22 protein-coding genes are annotated in these 17,927 nt (G+C 45.3%); 14 read left to right on the top strand and 8 right to left on the bottom strand.

Going from position 1 to position 17,927, the window contains the following annotated elements; genetic code table 11:
• The first annotated feature begins 11 nt into the window (after window positions 1–11).
• Window positions 12–1,379, top strand: coding sequence for a Do family serine endopeptidase (locus K5620_RS03195; RefSeq protein WP_016400758.1), 1,368 nt, complete (start codon window positions 12–14; stop codon window positions 1,377–1,379).
• A gap of 97 nt (window positions 1,380–1,476) precedes the next feature.
• Entirely contained in the window at window positions 1,477–2,571 is a 1,095-nt protein-coding gene (degS, locus tag K5620_RS03190; RefSeq protein ID WP_016400757.1) for an outer membrane-stress sensor serine endopeptidase DegS, read from the top strand.
• Here the strand turns inward: degS and murA are convergent.
• Genes murA through K5620_RS03155 form a run of 7 tightly spaced genes read right to left on the bottom strand, consistent with a single transcriptional unit; the run spans window position 2,555 to window position 7,086 of the window.
• Window positions 2,555–3,820, bottom strand: a complete 1,266-nt coding sequence (gene murA / locus K5620_RS03185) for a UDP-N-acetylglucosamine 1-carboxyvinyltransferase (RefSeq protein ID WP_016400756.1) — start codon at window positions 3,818–3,820, stop codon at window positions 2,555–2,557. The genes degS and murA overlap by 17 nt on opposite strands.
• A gap of 15 nt (window positions 3,821–3,835) precedes the next feature.
• Window positions 3,836–4,090 (bottom strand): BolA family protein, encoded by a 255-nt coding sequence (locus tag K5620_RS03180; protein WP_016400755.1) that lies wholly within the window; start codon window positions 4,088–4,090, stop codon window positions 3,836–3,838.
• A gap of 22 nt (window positions 4,091–4,112) precedes the next feature.
• Window positions 4,113–4,391 (bottom strand): STAS domain-containing protein, encoded by a 279-nt coding sequence (locus K5620_RS03175; protein WP_016400754.1) that lies wholly within the window; start codon window positions 4,389–4,391, stop codon window positions 4,113–4,115.
• The gene (locus K5620_RS03170; protein WP_016400753.1) at window positions 4,388–5,029 is read right to left on the bottom strand and encodes an MlaC/ttg2D family ABC transporter substrate-binding protein; all 642 of its coding nucleotides are present in this window, start codon (window positions 5,027–5,029) and stop codon (window positions 4,388–4,390) included. Before K5620_RS03170 ends, K5620_RS03175 begins: the two co-directional genes overlap by 4 nt.
• Window position 5,030: 1 nt before the next feature.
• Window positions 5,031–5,498 carry an outer membrane lipid asymmetry maintenance protein MlaD gene (gene mlaD / locus K5620_RS03165; protein ID WP_016400752.1) on the bottom strand — a complete coding sequence of 156 codons (468 nt, stop codon included), beginning with the start codon at window positions 5,496–5,498 and terminating at the stop codon, window positions 5,031–5,033.
• Window positions 5,499–5,512: 14 nt separating this feature from the next.
• Window positions 5,513–6,289, bottom strand: coding sequence for a lipid asymmetry maintenance ABC transporter permease subunit MlaE (mlaE, locus tag K5620_RS03160; RefSeq protein ID WP_016400751.1), 777 nt, complete (start codon window positions 6,287–6,289; stop codon window positions 5,513–5,515).
• Entirely contained in the window at window positions 6,286–7,086 is an 801-nt protein-coding gene (locus tag K5620_RS03155) for an ATP-binding cassette domain-containing protein (protein WP_040306929.1), read from the bottom strand. The genes mlaE and K5620_RS03155 overlap by 4 nt, the downstream gene beginning before the upstream one ends.
• Before the next feature lie 147 nt (window positions 7,087–7,233).
• Here K5620_RS03155 and K5620_RS03150 point away from each other — a divergent pair, with 147 nt between their 5' ends.
• From K5620_RS03150 to mgtE, 12 genes are all read left to right on the top strand, one after another.
• Complete coding sequence (locus K5620_RS03150; RefSeq protein WP_016400749.1) at window positions 7,234–8,202, top strand: calcium/sodium antiporter; 969 nt, start codon at window positions 7,234–7,236, stop codon at window positions 8,200–8,202.
• Window positions 8,203–8,241: 39 nt separating this feature from the next.
• Window positions 8,242–9,207 (top strand): KpsF/GutQ family sugar-phosphate isomerase, encoded by a 966-nt coding sequence (locus K5620_RS03145; RefSeq protein ID WP_016400748.1) that lies wholly within the window; start codon window positions 8,242–8,244, stop codon window positions 9,205–9,207.
• The gene (gene kdsC, locus K5620_RS03140) at window positions 9,207–9,758 is read left to right on the top strand and encodes a 3-deoxy-manno-octulosonate-8-phosphatase KdsC (RefSeq protein ID WP_016400747.1); all 552 of its coding nucleotides are present in this window, start codon (window positions 9,207–9,209) and stop codon (window positions 9,756–9,758) included. The genes K5620_RS03145 and kdsC overlap by 1 nt, the downstream gene beginning before the upstream one ends.
• A complete protein-coding gene (gene lptC / locus K5620_RS03135; protein WP_016400746.1) occupies window positions 9,755–10,312 on the top strand; it encodes an LPS export ABC transporter periplasmic protein LptC in 558 nt (185 codons plus the stop codon). The genes kdsC and lptC overlap by 4 nt, the downstream gene beginning before the upstream one ends.
• Window positions 10,313–10,337: 25 nt before the next feature.
• On the top strand, window positions 10,338–10,817 hold the full coding sequence (gene lptA, locus K5620_RS03130; RefSeq protein WP_016400745.1) for a lipopolysaccharide transport periplasmic protein LptA: 480 nt from the start codon (window positions 10,338–10,340) through the stop codon (window positions 10,815–10,817).
• The gene (lptB, locus tag K5620_RS03125; protein WP_016400744.1) at window positions 10,817–11,542 is read left to right on the top strand and encodes an LPS export ABC transporter ATP-binding protein; all 726 of its coding nucleotides are present in this window, start codon (window positions 10,817–10,819) and stop codon (window positions 11,540–11,542) included. The genes lptA and lptB overlap by 1 nt, the downstream gene beginning before the upstream one ends.
• 52 nt (window positions 11,543–11,594) lie before the next feature.
• Window positions 11,595–13,097 (top strand): RNA polymerase factor sigma-54, encoded by a 1,503-nt coding sequence (locus K5620_RS03120; protein ID WP_016400743.1) that lies wholly within the window; start codon window positions 11,595–11,597, stop codon window positions 13,095–13,097.
• 24 nt (window positions 13,098–13,121) lie between these two features.
• On the top strand, window positions 13,122–13,409 hold the full coding sequence (hpf, locus tag K5620_RS03115; RefSeq protein ID WP_016400742.1) for a ribosome hibernation promoting factor: 288 nt from the start codon (window positions 13,122–13,124) through the stop codon (window positions 13,407–13,409).
• Between the two features lie 8 nt (window positions 13,410–13,417).
• Window positions 13,418–13,861, top strand: a complete 444-nt coding sequence (gene ptsN / locus K5620_RS03110) for a PTS IIA-like nitrogen regulatory protein PtsN (RefSeq protein WP_016400741.1) — start codon at window positions 13,418–13,420, stop codon at window positions 13,859–13,861.
• A gap of 26 nt (window positions 13,862–13,887) precedes the next feature.
• Entirely contained in the window at window positions 13,888–14,745 is an 858-nt protein-coding gene (gene rapZ / locus K5620_RS03105) for an RNase adapter RapZ (RefSeq protein ID WP_016400740.1), read from the top strand.
• Window positions 14,732–15,001, top strand: coding sequence for an HPr family phosphocarrier protein (locus tag K5620_RS03100; protein ID WP_016400739.1), 270 nt, complete (start codon window positions 14,732–14,734; stop codon window positions 14,999–15,001). Before rapZ ends, K5620_RS03100 begins: the two co-directional genes overlap by 14 nt.
• Before the next feature lie 69 nt (window positions 15,002–15,070).
• Window positions 15,071–16,432, top strand: a complete 1,362-nt coding sequence (gene mgtE, locus K5620_RS03095) for a magnesium transporter (RefSeq protein ID WP_016400738.1) — start codon at window positions 15,071–15,073, stop codon at window positions 16,430–16,432.
• Between the two features lie 70 nt (window positions 16,433–16,502).
• On the opposite strand, the gene pmbA is transcribed toward mgtE, so the two are convergent.
• The gene (pmbA, locus tag K5620_RS03090; RefSeq protein WP_016400737.1) at window positions 16,503–17,840 is read right to left on the bottom strand and encodes a metalloprotease PmbA; all 1,338 of its coding nucleotides are present in this window, start codon (window positions 17,838–17,840) and stop codon (window positions 16,503–16,505) included.
• Between the last annotated feature and the right edge of the window lie 87 nt (window positions 17,841–17,927).

Raw genomic sequence — 17,927 nt, 5'->3', positions numbered from 1 at the left:
GAGGTATTTAGATGAGTGTTTCCACTAAGAAATTTGTCATTGTATTGTTGTCACTGTTTCTTGGCATCAATACCTTCCAAGCTCACGCTGCCCTACCATTCTCAGTGGGCGGCGAAGAACTTCCCAGCTTAGCTCCAGTGCTTGAACAAGCCACCCCCGCCGTGGTTAATATCTCTGTTGCTGGCACCAAGGTTTCTCAACAGCAACTTCCAGAGTTGTTTAAGTACTTCTTCGGCCCAGAAGGTAATCCAGGTAACGCCGAACAAGAGCGCCCCTTTCAAGGTCTGGGTTCTGGTGTGGTAGTTGATGCGAAAAAGGGTTACGTAATCACCAATTACCATGTGATTCACGAAGCTGACGAGATTGTTGTCACCCTCAAAGATGGCCGCACCTTTGAAGCAGAAGTATTGGGTAGTGATCGTCATACCGATATCGCATTACTGCAAATAGAAGCCGATGAACTGGTTGATATTAAGCTGGCAGATTCTGATGAGCTTCGTGTAGGTGATTTTACTGTTGCTATTGGTAACCCTTTTGGCCTAGGCCAAACCGTAACCTCTGGCATAGTGAGCGCATTGGGGCGAAGTGGTTTAAACATTGAAAACCTAGAAAACTTCATTCAAACCGATGCCGCGATTAACAGCGGTAACTCAGGTGGCGCCTTAATCAACTTACGCGGTGAGCTTATTGGCATCAACACAGCAATTATTGCGCCTAACGGTGGCAACATCGGTATTGGTTTCGCCATTCCAAGTAACATGGTGCGTAACTTAGCGGATCAAATTATCGAGTTTGGTGAAGTACGTCGCGGCGTGCTGGGTGTAACCGGTGGCGAGCTTAACAGTGATTTAGCCAAGGCTTTTGGCACCGACTCGCAACATGGCGCGTTTGTTAACCAAGTTATGCAGGGTTCAGCGGCCGATAAAGCCGGCATTGAGCCAGGCGACATCATCATTGCCGTTGATGATAAAAAGGTGAAAAGCTTTGCTGAACTGCGTGCCAAAATTGGCACCATGGGCGCAGGTAAAACCATTAAAATTGGCGCAATTAGAGACGGTAAACCTATCGATTTTAAAGTGACCTTACAGCAGGCAGAAGAGCAGAACATTAATGCCAAGGTAATGCACCCTGCCCTTGAAGGCGCAAGTTTGAGTTCTACCGGTAAAGACGCCGACATATCAGGCGTGCGAGTCAATAAAGTTGCGCGTAACTCTAAAGCCTTTGCTAACGGCTTAGAAGAAGGTGATATCATTATTGGCATCAACAAAATTCGCATCACTAGTATCGCTGATTTGCGCGCCCTCTTAGAAACCGAGCCCAAGGTGCTAGCCGTAAACATTCAACGCGGTGATGAAAACCTCTACCGAATCATTCAATAGATTGAGATGATTAACAATAAAGGCGACTTATTAGTCGCCTTTTCTTTTGTCTCCAGTATCTGCGTGCTATGCTGAGAATCTAGCTGGAGAAGAACAATTGTTAGCTATAATCAAGTATTTACTCAAGCCCGCTTTTTTTGGATTAGCAATAGCACTGGGCATTTTGTTTGCGTTTCCGGAATTTCGTGAAAACAGTAAGCAACTGCTCGATGACTATACCGATACGCCGCTAGTTAGCTACGCACAAGCGTCTAGGCGCGCGGCGCCCGCAGTGGTAAATATCTATACCCGCAGCTTCTTACAATCTTATGTGAATGTAGACACTCAACTCGAGTCTCAAGGTTTAGGCTCTGGCGTTATTATGTCTAAACAAGGTTTTGTATTAACCAACCTTCACGTTATCGCCAATTCCGATCAAATTGTCATCGCCTTACAAGATGGCCGGGTATTTAACGCCGATTTAGTGGGGGGCGACATGATCACCGACCTCGCAGTATTAAAAATTGAAGCCTCTCCAGATCTCCCAGTTATTCCGCAAAACGACCAATTGGCGACACAGGTTGGTGATGTAGTGTTGGCAATTGGTAACCCATACAACGTAGGTCAAACCATTACCCAAGGCATTATTAGTGCTGCTGGACGCAGCGGTATGAGTTCAACCGGCCGCCAAGACTTTTTACAAACCGATGCGGCGATTAACCGTGGTAATTCTGGTGGCGCTTTGGTGAATACACGTGGTGAGTTAGTGGGAATTAATACCTCTGCCTATCACTTAAACGATGCAGCTGATACTTACGGGATTAGTTTTGCTATTCCCTATGTATTAGCCAAAAAAATCATGCAGGGGCTAATTAAAGACGGCACCATTGTACGCGGTTATCTAGGTTTAGACGGGCAAAAAATTACGCCTTTACTTGCCTCTCGCTTAAAGCTTAATGAAACCCGTGGGGTAATTGTGAGTGGACTCGACCCAAGTGGCCCTGCTGGTGAAGCAGGTATTCAAGCAAATGACATATTGGTGAGCATTGCAGGGACAGATATTGAGTCAATCAAACAGGCCATGGATATAGTGGCGGAAACGCGTCCAGGCTCAGAGATTATGGTTCGCCTATATAGAAACGGGGAACTACTTGAGCTCCCCGTTAAAATTACTGAGTTAAAACTGCCTACTCGACCTACGAGCGGTCGTTAAAACGAGTAATTTTTGCGCCTAGGTTGGCAAACTTGGTTTCGATGTTTTGATAACCGCGGTCAATATGGTAAATCCGGTCGACTACGGTTTCGCCTTCAGCTACCAATGCAGCAATCACCAAGCTAGCAGAGGCACGTAAATCGGTCGCCATTACCTGCGCGCCAGTTAAGTGCTCTGAATGCTTACAAATAGCAGTATTGCCTTCTAACTCAATTTCCGCACCCATACGCATTAACTCCGGCACGTGCATAAAGCGGTTTTCGAAGATAGTCTCCGTCACATGTCCGGTACCTTCAGCAACAATGTTTAACACGGTAAACTGTGCTTGCATATCGGTAGGGAATGCAGGGTGAGGTGCGGTTTTCACGTTTACAGCTTTCAGCTGACAGCCTTGCATATCAACTTCAATCCAGTCTTTACCACTAGTAACCTTAGCGCCCGCTTCTTCCAACTTAGAAAGCACCGACTCCATTAAACCTGGATCAGTATGGGTACAACGCACTTTACCACCCGTTACCGCAGCACCAACCAAGTAAGTACCGGTTTCTATGCGGTCAGGTAAAACACTGTATTCGCCACTGTGTAAGCTCTCTACGCCATTAATTACTATGGTGTCGCTACCAGCACCTTTAATGTCGGCACCTAAGGTATTCAAGAAATCGGCTAGGTCGACCACTTCAGGTTCGCGAGCGGCGTTTTCAATAATGGTTTCGCCCTCAGCAAGCGCAGCAGCCATCATTAAGTTTTCAGTACCGGTTACACTCACCATGTCCATAAAGATGCGAGCACCTTTTAAACGGCCATCTACGCGAGCTTTAACATAACCATCTTCCACACTCATGTTAGCTTGCATAAGCTCTAGGCCATGAATATGTAAATTAACTGGGCGCGCACCAATGGCACACCCGCCAGGTAGTGATACATCGGCTTCACCATAACGCGCCACTAATGGCCCTAAGGCCATAATAGAAGCGCGCATGGTTTTAACTAATTCATAAGGAGCAACAAAATCATTGGCTTTGCCCGCTTTAACAATAACGGTTTCGCCCTTAACTTCTACTTCGCGCCCAAGATGCTCAAGCATCTTACAAGTAGTGCCAATATCTCTTAGCTGAGGAACATTGTGTAGAGTAACTTGCTCTTCACATAATAAGGTTGCAAAAAGGATTGGCAGAGCCGCGTTTTTTGCGCCCGAGATAGCCACTTCACCCTCTAGGCGGCAGCCACCTTCAATTCTAAACTTATCCACTAAAACTCCTAAAGACTACAATTGGCCAAACTTCTGTTGCTTTTGCCATTCATCAGGAGTGAACGCTTTTATTCCTAAAGCGTGAATCTCATTACTCGCAATGTACTCTTTCAGTGGTGCATAAACCGCTTGTTGTTTTTTAACTCGCGATAAATCCGTAAACATTGCACCAACAGCAACAACTTGAAAGTGATTACCTTCACCACTAACTTGCACATGCTCTAACTCAAGCGCTTGCGATAAAATTTCTTCGATTTGTTCTGGTTGCATAATTCGCTCCGCGTTAAGTGCGTTAATCTTCAAAGTGCAGCAAGCTGTCTAACTCATAGAGTTTAAATAACAACTTGGCTTGTTCAGGACAGCGCTTAATTAATAAGCGCTTACTGGGTTCCGGTTTTAAGGCGGTGATAATAGCGGCTATTCCTGCAGAGTCAATCCGCTTGAGCTTGGCAAGATCTAATTCTTGAGCTTGGCAAGTCAGCAATTCGTTCCACTTAAGTGCAACTTGTTGGCTATCCCAATCTCCGCTAAGCGATAAACACTGCTGCTCAACGCTCAATTCTGCCTTCATGATTTAGACTCATTAGCCGCAAAGTTTTTGTCTTGTAGCAGCTTAATAACCCCATCAATACCATTGGCGCGAATCAGGCTATCCATCTCAGATTGTTTTGTTGAAAGTAAACTAACACCCTCTGCGATGAGATCGTAGGCCAGCCAACGGTCGGGGCTGTCAGGTGTTTTGTTCTTAAGCTTACGGAATTTAAACTCCAACTTGATCGGTGGACGTTCACCATCAACAAATTGCGCTTTAACGCCAACTTTAGATTTTCCTTCTACTGAGCGTTCTGGCTCAATATTTACTTGTTGTTGCTTGTATTGACCCAAAGCTTGAGTGTAAGTGCTTACCAAATATTCTTTAAAAGCGGCGGTAAACTCTACCCGTTGAGGCTTAGTGGTTTTTTTAATTTGCTTGCCTAACACGACAAAAGAGGCGTAGCGATAGTCGATGTGCGGCATTAATTGTTCGCGCACAATATCTTCAATTTGCTGAGCTGAATCCGCGGCGTCTCGATCAACTTCAGCCAAACGACTAAAGGTTTGCTCTGCCACATAGCTCATCAAACGATAGGGGTTTTCGTTTACTTGTTCAGCTAAAGCACTAACACTAAACAGTAGTGTTACTACCAACATCAAGCGTCTTATAAACATGCTATTTCTCCGTTATAGAAAACAGGAATTGCCCAATTAGTTCTTCAAGTACTAACGCTGATTTGGTGTCTTCGATCACATCACCGTCATTCAGCTCTTCAATGTCATCCAATACAAAACCCGGTGTCAGACCAATATATTGCTCACCCAACAAGCCGGCTGTAAGAATCGACAATGAACTGGTCTCGGGGTAAAAACCATATTGACGATACATGCTTAAGGTGACTTTTGGCATGTAATCCTCGGTATCAAGATGAATCTTCTCTACACGACCAACAACCACTCCGCCCACTTTCACTGGCGAGCGTGCTTTTAGCCCGCCGATATTGTCGAATTTAGCATACAAGGTGTAGGTATCGGTATTTTTACCTAATTGGCTATCAGCTATCTTTAGTGACAAGATCAGTAAGGCTGCAATGCCTAGCAATACAAACAAACCAACCGACAATTCTAATTTATTTACTTTCATGTTATTCCCTAAACCTAGCTGCCAAACATCAAGGCGGTTAGTACAAAATCCAAGGCTAAAACCAACAAAGAGGCATGCACTACGCTGCGTGTAGTCGCTTGGCTAATTCCCTGAGCGCTCGGCATCGCATCGTAGCCATTAAATAACGCCACCCAAACTACTGTTATAGCAAACACCGCGCTTTTAATAATGCCATTGCCAATGTCTTGACCAAATTCAATTGAAGCTGCGGTAATTGACCAAAAGCTGCCGTTATCCACACCAAGCCACTCAACACCAACCAAAAATCCGCCCCATATACCTACTAGGTTGAACATTAAAGTAAGCAGCGGCATGGCAATAAAACCAGCCCATAAACGTGGAGCAATTACCCGTTTAAGTGGATCAACGGCCATCATTTCCATACTCGAAAGCTGTTCGGTGGTTTTCATCAAACCTATTTCAGCCGTTAAAGCTGAGCCAGCCCGACCTGCAAACAACAATGCTGTAACCACTGGGCCAAGCTCGCGTAACAGCGACAACGCCACCATAGGACCAAGACTAGTCTCGGCGCCAAAATCTACCAAAATGTGGTAGCCCTGTAGGGCGAGAACCATGCCGATAAATAGACCGGAAACCACAATAATAGGCAGAGACTGCACACCTACTACGTAAATCTGGCGGATAGTATCTTTAAGTAATTGTTTGCTTGGTAAACATAGTAGAGCATGCCAAAGCATTAAGCTGGCACGCCCTAGCGCACCAATACGTAATAAGGTGTTGCGGCCTAAGGCTGCAATAGCATCAATCATAAACTCGCCTTTAATGCTTGCGCGTAATCTTCAGCAGGATAGTGAAATGCCGCGGGTCCATCAGCCTGACCTTGCAGGAATTGGGCTAAACGAGGGTCTTGATTATTGGCAATTTCTTCAACCGTCCCTTGTGCTAGAACACTGTGGCCATCAATAACAAAGACATAATCAGCAATGCTTAGCACCTCATTCACGTCGTGAGAAACGATTACAGATGTGAGTTGCAGGCTTTGATTCAAACCTTGAATAAGCTTAATCAGTACCCCCATCGAGATAGGATCTTGACCAACAAAAGGTTCATCATAAAGAATAATTTCTGGCTCTAAAGCAATCGCACGAGCTAGCGCCACACGACGCGCCATACCACCAGATAAATCGCCAGGCATTAACTCGGCTGTTCCGCGTAGGCCTACTGCCTGCAATTTCATCAACACTAAGTTACGCAGCACGGGCTCGGGTAGCTTGGTATGTTCACGCAATGGAAAAGCAACATTTTCAAAAACGTTAAGGTCGCTAAATAAAGCGCCACTTTGAAACAACATGCCAATACGTTTACGCAACTTGAACAAATCACTGCGCTTTAGTTGATGAACATCTTGACCATCAATCAGCACTTGGCCAGCAGTCGGCTTTAGCTGACCACCAATTAATTTAAGTAGTGTTGTTTTGCCAATTCCACTAGGCCCCATAATGGCTGTCACTTTGCCGGTTGGGATATGTAGGTCCAAGCCATCAAAAATGACTTTATCACCGCGCTGAAACGCCAGTTGTTTTACTTCAATCAAACTATCTGCCACTCCGTGAGCAATCTTGATTGGCCAAGGCAGACATATTATTGAGATAATTGCTTACACTCAAGGCTAAACTCTTCCCTTTTACCGGGAAAATGCCGACAATGCCTCGATTTTTTTGCATCGCGGATATTTTTTAATTTAAGGACTTGCATGCTAGTTGAATGTTTATTGTTAATTGTTGGCTTAGCATTATTGGTATGGAGTGCCGACCGTTTTGTTTTTGGTGCGGCTGCTATCGCCAATAATTTTGGTTTATCACCAATGATTATTGGCTTAACCATTGTGGCCTTAGGCTCGTCGGCGCCCGAAATTATGGTTTCTGCCACCGCATCTTTAGAAGGCAAAATGAATACCGCGGTGGGTAATGTCATTGGCTCTAATATTACCAACATTACCTTGGTTCTAGGTTTAACTGCGCTGCTCAAACCCTTACTGGTATCTTCTTCTACTCTGTTTAGAGAATTACCGATGGTGTTAGGTGCTACCGCAGTAGCGGGCTGGGTATTACACGACCAACAACTGGGTTACCTTGAAGGGGTTGTTCTACTTACCTTATTTATAGCGCTTATGGCCTACTTAATCGTTAACTCCCTACGCCAACGTAATAGCAACACCGTAGACCCAATGGTTGAGGAAGCAGAGTCGGAAGTGCCCAATGATGTGCCAACTGGTAAAGCATTGTTTTGGTTAGCAGTAGGTATGGTAGTGCTACCTCTTAGCGCCGACTTATTAGTAGGTTCGGCCTCCGAAATTGCCCGCTACTTTGGTATGAGTGACTTAGTTATCGGCTTAACCATCATTGCCATCGGCACCAGTTTGCCAGAGCTAGCTGCTTGTATCGCAGGCGTGATAAAAAAAGAAGACGATTTGGTTTTAGGCAACATTATTGGTTCTAACCTTTTCAATATTTTGGCTGTATTGGCTGTACCTGCCATGTTGGCGCCAGGTCCTATCGACGCCAACGCTGCGGGCCGCGATTTTTATGTGATGATGGGTGTAACCGTAGTGCTGTTTGTAATGGCCATGGGTTTTGGTAAAAGCCGTAAGATTTCTCGATGGGAAGGCGGCTTATTGTTAAGCGGCTTCATAGGCTACCAAATGCTATTATTCTTAGCATAAGCCGCTGTTGTCACTAATTTTAAAACTAAGGGGAAGTGAGTGTCATTTGATTACATCGCTGTTGCTAAGCGAGTACTAGAAATTGAAAGCTTAGGTATTGATAACCTTCACCAATATATCGACCAAGAATTTGCGGCTGCCTGCGAAATGATACTGGCCTGTAAGGGTAAAGTTATCCTCACAGGCATGGGTAAATCAGGTCATATTGCTAACAAAATTGCTGCCACCTTAGCATCTACTGGCACACCCGCTTTTTTTGTCCATCCTGGCGAAGCCTGCCACGGTGACTTAGGCATGATCGCCGCCGACGATATCGTATTAGCCTTGTCTAACTCAGGCGAATCTGAGGAAATATTGTCTCTTTACCCAGTGTTTAACCGCATTGGTGTGCGCTCTATTGCCATGACTAGTAACCCCAACTCATCTATGGCAAAGCAGGCCAACTATCACTTATGCATCTCGGTGCCACGTGAAGCGTGCCCCTTAGGGCTAGCACCAACAGCAAGCTCTACAGCTACCTTAGTAATGGGCGATGCTCTAGCAGTTGCTTTATTGGAAGCTCGCGGCTTCACAGCCGATGACTTTGCCCTGTCTCACCCAGGCGGAACTTTAGGCAAAAAACTGCTACTCAGTGTGAGCGACTTAATGCTAACTGGGGAACAAATTCCGCTAGTAACAGTCGAACAAACTATTCGCGAAGCGCTATTCGAAATCACTGCCAAAGGTTTAGGCATGGTGGGAGTACTTGATTCTAAGCAGCAGCTGGCAGGCATTTTTACCGATGGCGACTTGCGTCGTATCCTTGATCAGCGCATCGACATTCACGATACCCAAATTGGCCAAGTGATGACGCAGAACCCCAAAGTAATTGACGACAATTGGCTAGCCTTTGATGCCTTAAAGTTAATGAAAACCAAGTCAATTAACGGCTTGTTTGTGCTAAACAATAAAGCCGTTGTGGGTGCATTTAATATGCATACCTTATTACAAGCCGGAGTTTACTAGTGACAATTAACACGCCCTATGGCGCGGTTAGCCAAAGCAATTTTGACGCGGCAGCAAAAATTAAACTTTTAGTTTGCGATGTAGACGGGGTTTTCTCCGATGGTCGCATTTATATGGGCAATGACGGAGAAGAACTTAAAGCCTTTCATACCCACGACGGATTTGGCATTAAAGCGCTACTGAATATCGGCGTCGAAGTCGCTATCATCACCGGCCGCCAATCAAATATTGTGCAACAGCGTATGCAGGCTTTAGGAATTACTCGTATCTACCAAGGCCAACAAGACAAACTCGTCGCCTACCAGCAAATGCTTGAACAATTGTCACTAGCTCCTGAAAACGTAGCCTATATTGGTGATGATGTGGTCGACACCCCAGTAATGCACGACTGTGGTTTAGGTGTAGCCGTGCAAGATGCTCACCCCTTGTGTAAACAACGTGCCAACCTTATCACCCAAACCCGTGGCGGTTTTGGTGCGGTTCGAGAGCTTTGCGATCTAATACTGCAAGCAAAAGGCGAGCTTGATAATGCTCAAGGTATGAGTGTATGAATCGCCCAACCTGGTTCTTTGCAGGCTTATTTCTCTTGGCCTTGGTGCTGTGGCAGCTTAGTCCTTCGGAAACTCAGCAGCTAAGTGCTAAACGCGAAGCCAGCAAACCAAACTTTGTTGCCGAAAAGCTCTACAGCGTGAGTTTTGGCGAAGATGGTAGCCCGCGCTATCGGATCTATGCTGAGGAAATGGAGTTTTTTGAACAACTTAAGCACACAACTTTTGCTCAACCAAAGATCTTAGTGTACCCAGATCCAAGCCAACCTGTATGGCAAATTGTGGCCGATCACGCTACAGTACAGCAGCAGCAAAACGTCATTTTAAATGACAATGTAGTAATTAAAAATTTAAGCCGTGGCGAGTATGTTCGCGACTTAATAACCGAAAAATTGGAGATCGACCTGCAAACAGAAACCATGAGCAGCGATCAACCTGTTACCGTTTATGGCCCTTCATACGAACTGTATGGCGTTGGCATGGACGGTGATTTAGCCAACGAAATAGTGACTTTATTAGATGATATCGAAGCGGTTTACCACAACCCACAAGAGTAAGTTAGCACTTGCGGCTAGCTTGTTTATGCTTTCTTGGGGTTCACAAGCACTAGAAGACGACTTCAACAAACAAATTATTGTTGATGCTGACCGCCAGCAGGTCAATATCAAAGAAAACCGAGTCACCTTTTACAATAATGTTGTGGTGACTCAAGGCTCGATTAAAATGCACGCCGAAGAACTCAGTGTTATTGGTAGCGAAGAAAAAGGCAGCGAAGTAATGATCGCTAAAGGCGAACCCGCAACGTTTTATCAATTACTTGATAGTGGCAAGCCAATTGAAGCTGAAGCGAACGAAGTGCGTTACGACCTAAAAACCCAAACGCTAACACTCACCACCAATGCTCAACTCAAACAAGAAGAGAGCTTGGTAAAAGGTAAAATGATCAAATACAGCATCAACAAACAAGAAATGGTGGCACAAGGCGACGAAAATAGCCGTGTAACTACTATTTTCCTGCCTCAGCAGCTTGACGAACTAACGCCCAAGGAAGACCAGCAATAATGAGTACGCTAATTGCTGAAAACCTAGCTAAAGCCTACAAGGGCCGTAAGGTAGTTAAAAACGTTAGTCTAAATGTAGAAACCGGTAAAATTGTTGGCTTGTTAGGTCCAAACGGCGCTGGCAAAACAACCACTTTTTACATGGTGGTGGGCTTGGTGCCTCGTGACCAAGGCCGAATCCTCATCGATGATGACGATATTTCTAGTACAGCGATGCATACCCGCGCACGCAAAGGCATTGGCTACCTTCCGCAAGAAGCGTCCATCTTTCGCCGCTTATCTGTGGAGAAGAACATACTCGCCGTATTAGAGACCCGAAAAGACCTCGATAAAGAGCAACAAATTGGTGCATTAGACGACCTTCTTGAAGAGTTTCACATTGGCCATATTCGCAAAAATCTAGGCATGAGCTTATCGGGTGGTGAGCGTCGAAGGGTTGAGATTGCCCGAGCGCTAGCCGCCGCACCTAAGTTTATTTTGCTTGACGAACCCTTCGCAGGGGTAGATCCTATTTCTGTTATCGATATTAAAAAGATCATTGAACACCTACGTGATCGCGGTCTAGGTGTACTAATTACCGACCACAATGTTCGAGAAACTCTCGATGTTTGTGAGCATGCCTATATCGTTAGCCAAGGCGAATTGATAGCCTCAGGAAAGCCAGAAGAAATTCTCGAAAACGAACATGTGAAACGAGTTTATCTCGGAGAACAATTCAAGCTATAGTTAAAGTGCAAGTTTAAAAAAAGACAATAAGAAGAAGGAACAGCGGTAGTTAATGAAAGCATCTTTGCAGTTGCGTCTTGGTCAGCAGTTAACCATGACCCCCCAGTTACAACAGGCCATTCGCTTACTCCAGCTTTCAACACTGGATTTACAGCAAGAGATTCAAGAGGCTCTGGAAAGTAACCCTCTGCTTGAGGCGGATGAGTCTCACGCCAGTGATAGTGACGCAACCGACGCTAAATCTGCCAATGAGAAGTCTACCGAGGCCGAATCCACTGCGGACATAGACAACAGTCAAATTGAAGCAGGCGATGCCATTAATCAAGAAACTGTTTCTGACGACCTCCCTGTTGACTCTACTTGGGACGATATCTACAGCGCCAGTTCTGCCCCAGCCAGCTCATCTGGCAGCGCCGTGAGCGATGACAACGATATGTTGTTTCAGGGCGAAACTGTCGACTCTTTACAAGACCACTTATTGTGGCAAATGCAACTCACTCCATTTAGTGAAGTAGACCAAGCTATTGCTTTAGCCATTATTGATGCAGTAGATGAATCGGGCTACCTCACCCAAGACTGTGAGCAGCTACTAGAAGGCTTACGTTCAAGCGATAACAATGACTTAGATGTAGAGCTAGATGAAGTAGAAGCAGTACTTAAACGCATCCAACATTTCGATCCAGTTGGTATAGCAGCGCGCTCGCTGCAAGAGTGTTTACTAATCCAATTAAGCCGTTTTGCCGAAGACACCCCTTGGCTAAATGAAGCCAAAGATGTAGTTTCAAATCACATTGATGTATTAGCTAATCGCGATTTTCGTCTATTAGCCCGCAAAACCAAACTTAAAGAAGACCAGTTACGCGAAGTCATGCGTTTGATTCATACGCTTGAACCTCGACCAGGTAACGCGGTAGAGCCTAACCAAGCCCAGTATGTTATCCCGGATGTATCGGTTGTAAAACGCCAAGGCCGCTGGGTTGTAGAGCTCAACCCAGATGCAATGCCTAAGTTGCGTGTTAACTCCCACTATGCATCTTTAAGTAAAACCTCTACCAACGCTAACGATACCCAGTTTATTCGTAGCCACTTACAAGAAGCCAAGTGGTTTATTAAAAGTATCGAGAGCCGAAATGAAACCCTATTAAAAGTATCCAACTGCATTGTTCATCATCAACAGGCGTTTTTTGAATATGGCGAAGAAGCCATGAAGCCAATGGTACTGAACGATGTGGCAGAAGCTGTAGAAATGCACGAATCCACCATTTCCCGGGTAACCACCCAAAAATTCATGCATACACCTCGCGGCATCTTCGAGCTTAAGTATTTCTTTTCTAGCCATGTGGCTACCGATGGTGGAGGTGAGTGCTCATCAACCGCTATTCGTGCATTAATCAAGAAACTGGTAGCTGCCGAAAATACCAGTAAACCACTCAGCGACAGCAAAATTGCTGATATTTTGGCAGATCAGGGGATCAAGGTGGCAAGACGTACGATTGCTAAATATCGTGAGTCTTTAGCAATTCCACCTTCTAACCAACGTAAGAGCCTTATCTAAGGCCACTAAAAGGGGAAGATATCTATGCAAATTAACCTTACTGGACACCACGTAGAAATAACTGAATCTTTGAAAGAATATGTCCACACCAAGTTTGCCAAACTCACCCGACGATTCGATCAGATCAATAACGTTCACGTCATCCTCAACGTAGAAAAACTGAACCAAATTGCTGAAGCCACATTACATTTAAACGGCGGCGAAGTATTTGCAACCTCTGAGCATTCTGACATGTATGCCGCCATCGACAGCCTGATTGATAAACTTGATCGCCAAGTCATCAAACATAAAGAAAAACTTAACAAACGTTAGCCACCCCCATGCAACTAAATAAAGTACTTAGCTTGGACTGCACCCAAAGTGCAGTTCAATGCTCTTCAAAAAAACGCGCCCTAGAAATAGTAAGCGAACTGGCTGCCAAGCAGCTTGATACCACTACCCAATGCATTTTTGAAAGCTTGTTAAATCGAGAAAAAATGGGCAGCACAGGTATTGGCCAAGGTATTGCTATTCCTCATGGCCGTATCGACAACCAGCATCAAGCCACAGCGGTTTTCTTGCGTTGCGATCCCCCTATTTCCTTCGATGCTATAGATAACAAGCCGGTAGACTTGGTATTTGCATTACTAGTACCCGAAGATCAATGTAAGCAACATCTTAATACTCTAGCTCAAGTAGCTGAAAAACTTAACGATAAGCAAATATGTAAACAACTTCGTTGTGCACAAAGTGATGACGAATTGTACGACATCATGGTAGCCTAATACTCTAATCAGCCTTAGGGATTATCATGGAACTGATCATCGTTAGTGGGCGCTCGGGTTCAGGTAAAACCGTCGCCTTAAGAGTATTGGAAGATCTCGGCTACTATTGCGTCGACAATTTGCCGGTTGTGCTTTGGCAATCACTTATCGACAACTTAAAAAAAACCTATTCTAAAGTAGCAATTAGCATTGATATTCGAAATCTTCCCGATGAGCTATCACCGGTAGGACAGCTAATACGAGACGCTGGACCAGACATTAATCTGTTAAGCATTTTTTTAGATGCGAAGGATGAAGCGCTGATCCGCCGTTACAGCGAAACACGCAGGGTACACCCGCTTAGCCAAAGCAATTTATCTTTAGCAGAAGCGATTGAATCAGAAACCGAGCTATTAGCCCCCATTTCTAGAAATGCCGATTTGCGTATCGACACTTCCCGTTTATCGGTACACGAGCTAAGCGGCTTAATTCGCTCGCGCGTTACTGGTGACCAACAACAACAGCTAATTTTGGTGTTCGAATCCTTTGGATTTAAAAATGGTGTGCCTAACGATGCCGACTACATGTTTGATGCGCGTTTTTTACCTAACCCACATTGGCAAGAGGAGCTACGTCCTCTAACCGGCTTAGATAAAGCCGTGCAAGAATACTTGGCTGCGCAGCCTTTAGTTACCCAATATATCGAGCAGATTAGCCAGTTATTGCAATCTTGGTTACCGCATTTAGAGGCTAACAATCGTGCCTATTTAACCATTGCTATTGGCTGTACTGGCGGACAACACCGCTCGGTGTATGTGGCCGAGCGACTTGCTAGCCTCTTTAGCGCTCATCGAAAAGTGCAACGACGCCACCGAACTTTGGAACATCGCCTTGAAGCTCACTAGACAAGTAGTAGTAAAAAACAAATTAGGTCTGCACGCACGTCCTGCCACCAAGTTGGTTGAGCTGGCACAGCAATTTGACGCTGAGCTGAGTATTATAGATGGTGAGAAAACGGCTTCTGCTGCCAGCGTTATGGGTTTACTGGTGCTAGCCAGCGCGCAAGGAAGTACGCTAACCATAGTATCTGAAGGTGCAGACGCAGAAGCCGCTCTAGATGCGGTTCAAGCCCTAGTAGAAGCTAACTTCAACGAAGAATAAATCTATACGCAATAAAGCCAAGCTACAATTAGCAAGCAGCACATAACAAAATAACAATAGGGATCGCTTATGCCAGAAGAGATGGAGTTAAACCCTAATCAGCACAAACGCTTACAGGAGCTAAATCAAGCCCTCGACAGTGGTATGTTCGTGCATGTTAGGCGCATGCTTCATCAAATGCCTCCCTGTGACGTAGCACTATTACTAGAATCTAGCCCACCAGCAGGGCGTAAAGTATTATGGCAACTTACCGACCCCGAGCAACATGGTGAAATTCTCGAAGAGCTAAACGAAGATGTAATGGAAGGGGTACTTCAGTTAATGGCACCAGAAACACTGGCCGCCGCAACTGAAGGCATGGACACCGACGACATCGCTTATGTACTAAGAAGTCTGCCCGACAGCGTGTACCAAGAAGTTCTTGAGCAAATGGATGGTCAAGACAGGCACCGTGTAGAAGCGGCCCTAGCTTACCCTGAAGATACTGCTGGCAGTATCATGAATACCGATACCATTACCTTGCGGGCCGACGTAAGTATTGATGTGGTATTGCGCTATTTACGTTTACGTGGCGAACTGCCAGAGGCTACCGACGCCCTGTACGTAGTTGACGAAGATGACCTACTACTGGGCGATATTCCTTTATCTACTCTGCTTACGGTAAGCCCCAACGTTAATGTTCGAGAAGTAATGGATGGAAACGCAGAAACCATCCATGTATCTATGGATGAAAACGACGTTGCAGCATTATTTGAACGCCATGACTGGATTTCGGCTCCAGTAGTTGATGAACAAGGTAAACTGCTAGGTCGGATCACCATTGATGATGTGGTCGATATTATTCGCGAAAATGCTGAACACAGCATGATGGGTATGGCGGGCATGGACGATGATGAAGATACCTTTGCCCCAGTGGTTAAAAGTACCCAACGCCGCACCTTTTGGTTAGCAGTAAACCTGTGCGCGGCCTTAGTGGCGGCCTCCATCAGCAATATGTTTGAATCTACCCTAGAGCAGTTAGCCACCTTGGCCATTTTAATGACGATTGTACCCAGCATGGGAGGAATCGCAGGCAATCAGACCCTTGCTTTGGTTATTCGTGGTTTAGCCGTGGGTCATATTGGTGAAGGTAACTCTCGCTGGTTAATAGGCAAAGAAGCTGCGATTGGCATGCTAAACGGGATTATCTGGGCAACTGTGATTGCCTTAGTAGTGACCCTATGGAAAGGTGATTGGACCTTAGGGGTTATTATTGCTGGTGCGATGTTTATTAACATGTCACTGGCCGGTTTAGCCGGCGTAACTATTCCGCTGTTAATGAAGAAGTTTAAAATTGACCCAGCACTAGCAGGCGGTATGGCATTAACCACCGTGACTGATGTAATGGGGCTATTTTCTTTCTTAGGGATGGCCACCTTAGTGCTGGCCTAAACGACAGAGTTATCTGGTCAACGGCTCTTAACCTGTTCAAACAACAAGGTTAAGAGCTGAGAATTAACGCTTAGCTACCTGCTACTTTCATCGATGAAATCAGCACCGAGCCCGACTGAATTGCGCTTTCTTTATCAAAGTCATCAGCGATCGCCACAATATTGGCAAACATCTCTTGCAGAGTGCTGGCCACTGTAATTTCATGCACGGGGAAAGCAATCTCGCCGTTTTCGACCCAGTAACCTGCTGCGCCACGTGAATAATCACCGGTTACTGTATTTACCCCTTGGCCCATCATTTCTGTAACTAGCAAGCCGGTGCCCATTTGCTTAAGTAACTCTGCGCGACTTATACCACTGTGCTTAACCTTCCAGTTATGAATACCACCAGCATGGCCGGTGCTTTGCATTCCCAACTTACGCGCCGAATAACTGGTTAGTAAGTAAGTTTCTAATTTACCGTCAGCAATAATGTGTTTCGCAGTTGGTGCTACGCCTTCACTATCAAATGGCGTACTCGACAAGCCTTTTTTAATAAATGGGTCTTCATAAATCGACAACCAACTAGGGAATAATTGCTTGCCTAAACTATCTAACAAGAACGACGAACGACGGTACAAGTTGCCACCACTAATGGCCCCAACTAAATGACCAAATAGCCCACTGGCTACATCTTGGTCAAAAACCACGGGTACTTCGCAGGTAGAGATTTTTTGGCTATTTAAGCGCCCTAAGGTTTTTTGCTGGGCTTTAGCTGCGATGGTTTCAATACTATCAAGATCTGCAAAATCACGCGCCACACTGTAGGCATAGTCACGTTGCATCTCTTTTTCACCAGCAATTAGCATGCAACTAATGCTATGACGACTAGTTGGATAACCGGCTAAAAAGCCGTGACTATTACCATATACCTTCACACCATAATGGCTATTGATGTTAGCGCCATCACTCGCCTTAATTTGTGGGTTACGCAAAGCGATATCTTCGCACTGCTTAGCCACATCAATAAAATAATCAGGTTCTAAAGGATGAGGATGAAATAGCTCAAGATCAGGGATATCGCTAGCTAGAAGTTGCTTGTCGGCAATTCCAGCTGCAGAATCTTTAGAGGTGTATTGCGAAATATCATAGGCAGCTTTCACTGCATTTTTAATCGCTTCTGGGCTTAAGTCTGAGGTTGAAGCACTGCCCTTACAATTAGCTGAGTATACGGCAATGCCTAAGGCGCCATCGTGATTAAACTCCAAAGTCTCAACCTGTTGGTCACGGGTTGCTACACAAATCCCGGTTTGCTTTGAAATCGATACTTCCGACTCATCGGCACCCAACTGTTTGGCTTGCTCTAAGGCGAATTCCACCGCCTGCTTCAATTGACTTAACTCTTGGCTAACTTGTTTTTCAGGGCTCATTGTTATTCTTCATCTCCATGCATGGCACTAGCATAACAAAACTCATCGAGCGACCATATGCAAGAACTGGTAAGATATGAAAAAAAG

Source organism: Agarivorans albus, from assembly GCF_019670105.1.
Classification (GTDB): Bacteria; Pseudomonadota; Gammaproteobacteria; order Enterobacterales; family Celerinatantimonadaceae; genus Agarivorans; species Agarivorans albus.
The sequence above is the reverse complement of the archived record's forward strand: the minus strand, read 5'-3'. Positions and strand labels throughout refer to the sequence as shown.

Bases quoted from the DNA above. Each gene is read 5' to 3' on its own strand.
- rapZ (WP_016400740.1), top strand. From the start codon at position 13,888: ATGGAACTGATCATCGTTAGTGGGCGCTCGGGTTCAGGTAAAACCGTC.
- K5620_RS03175 (WP_016400754.1), bottom strand. From the start codon at position 4,391: ATGAAGGCAGAATTGAGCGTTGAGCAGCAGTGTTTATCGCTTAGCGGA.
- lptB (WP_016400744.1), top strand. From the start codon at position 10,817: ATGAGTACGCTAATTGCTGAAAACCTAGCTAAAGCCTACAAGGGCCGT.
- mlaE (WP_016400751.1), bottom strand. From the start codon at position 6,289: ATGATTGATGCTATTGCAGCCTTAGGCCGCAACACCTTATTACGTATT.
- mgtE (WP_016400738.1), top strand. From the start codon at position 15,071: ATGCCAGAAGAGATGGAGTTAAACCCTAATCAGCACAAACGCTTACAG.
- lptA (WP_016400745.1), top strand. From the start codon at position 10,338: ATGCTTTCTTGGGGTTCACAAGCACTAGAAGACGACTTCAACAAACAA.
- K5620_RS03195 (WP_016400758.1), top strand. From the start codon at position 12: ATGAGTGTTTCCACTAAGAAATTTGTCATTGTATTGTTGTCACTGTTT.
- K5620_RS03120 (WP_016400743.1), top strand. From the start codon at position 11,595: ATGAAAGCATCTTTGCAGTTGCGTCTTGGTCAGCAGTTAACCATGACC.
- K5620_RS03180 (WP_016400755.1), bottom strand. From the start codon at position 4,090: ATGCAACCAGAACAAATCGAAGAAATTTTATCGCAAGCGCTTGAGTTA.
- hpf (WP_016400742.1), top strand. From the start codon at position 13,122: ATGCAAATTAACCTTACTGGACACCACGTAGAAATAACTGAATCTTTG.
- pmbA (WP_016400737.1), bottom strand. From the start codon at position 17,840: ATGAGCCCTGAAAAACAAGTTAGCCAAGAGTTAAGTCAATTGAAGCAG.
- K5620_RS03150 (WP_016400749.1), top strand. From the start codon at position 7,234: ATGCTAGTTGAATGTTTATTGTTAATTGTTGGCTTAGCATTATTGGTA.
- lptC (WP_016400746.1), top strand. From the start codon at position 9,755: ATGAATCGCCCAACCTGGTTCTTTGCAGGCTTATTTCTCTTGGCCTTG.
- K5620_RS03170 (WP_016400753.1), bottom strand. From the start codon at position 5,029: ATGTTTATAAGACGCTTGATGTTGGTAGTAACACTACTGTTTAGTGTT.
- ptsN (WP_016400741.1), top strand. From the start codon at position 13,418: ATGCAACTAAATAAAGTACTTAGCTTGGACTGCACCCAAAGTGCAGTT.
- mlaD (WP_016400752.1), bottom strand. From the start codon at position 5,498: ATGAAAGTAAATAAATTAGAATTGTCGGTTGGTTTGTTTGTATTGCTA.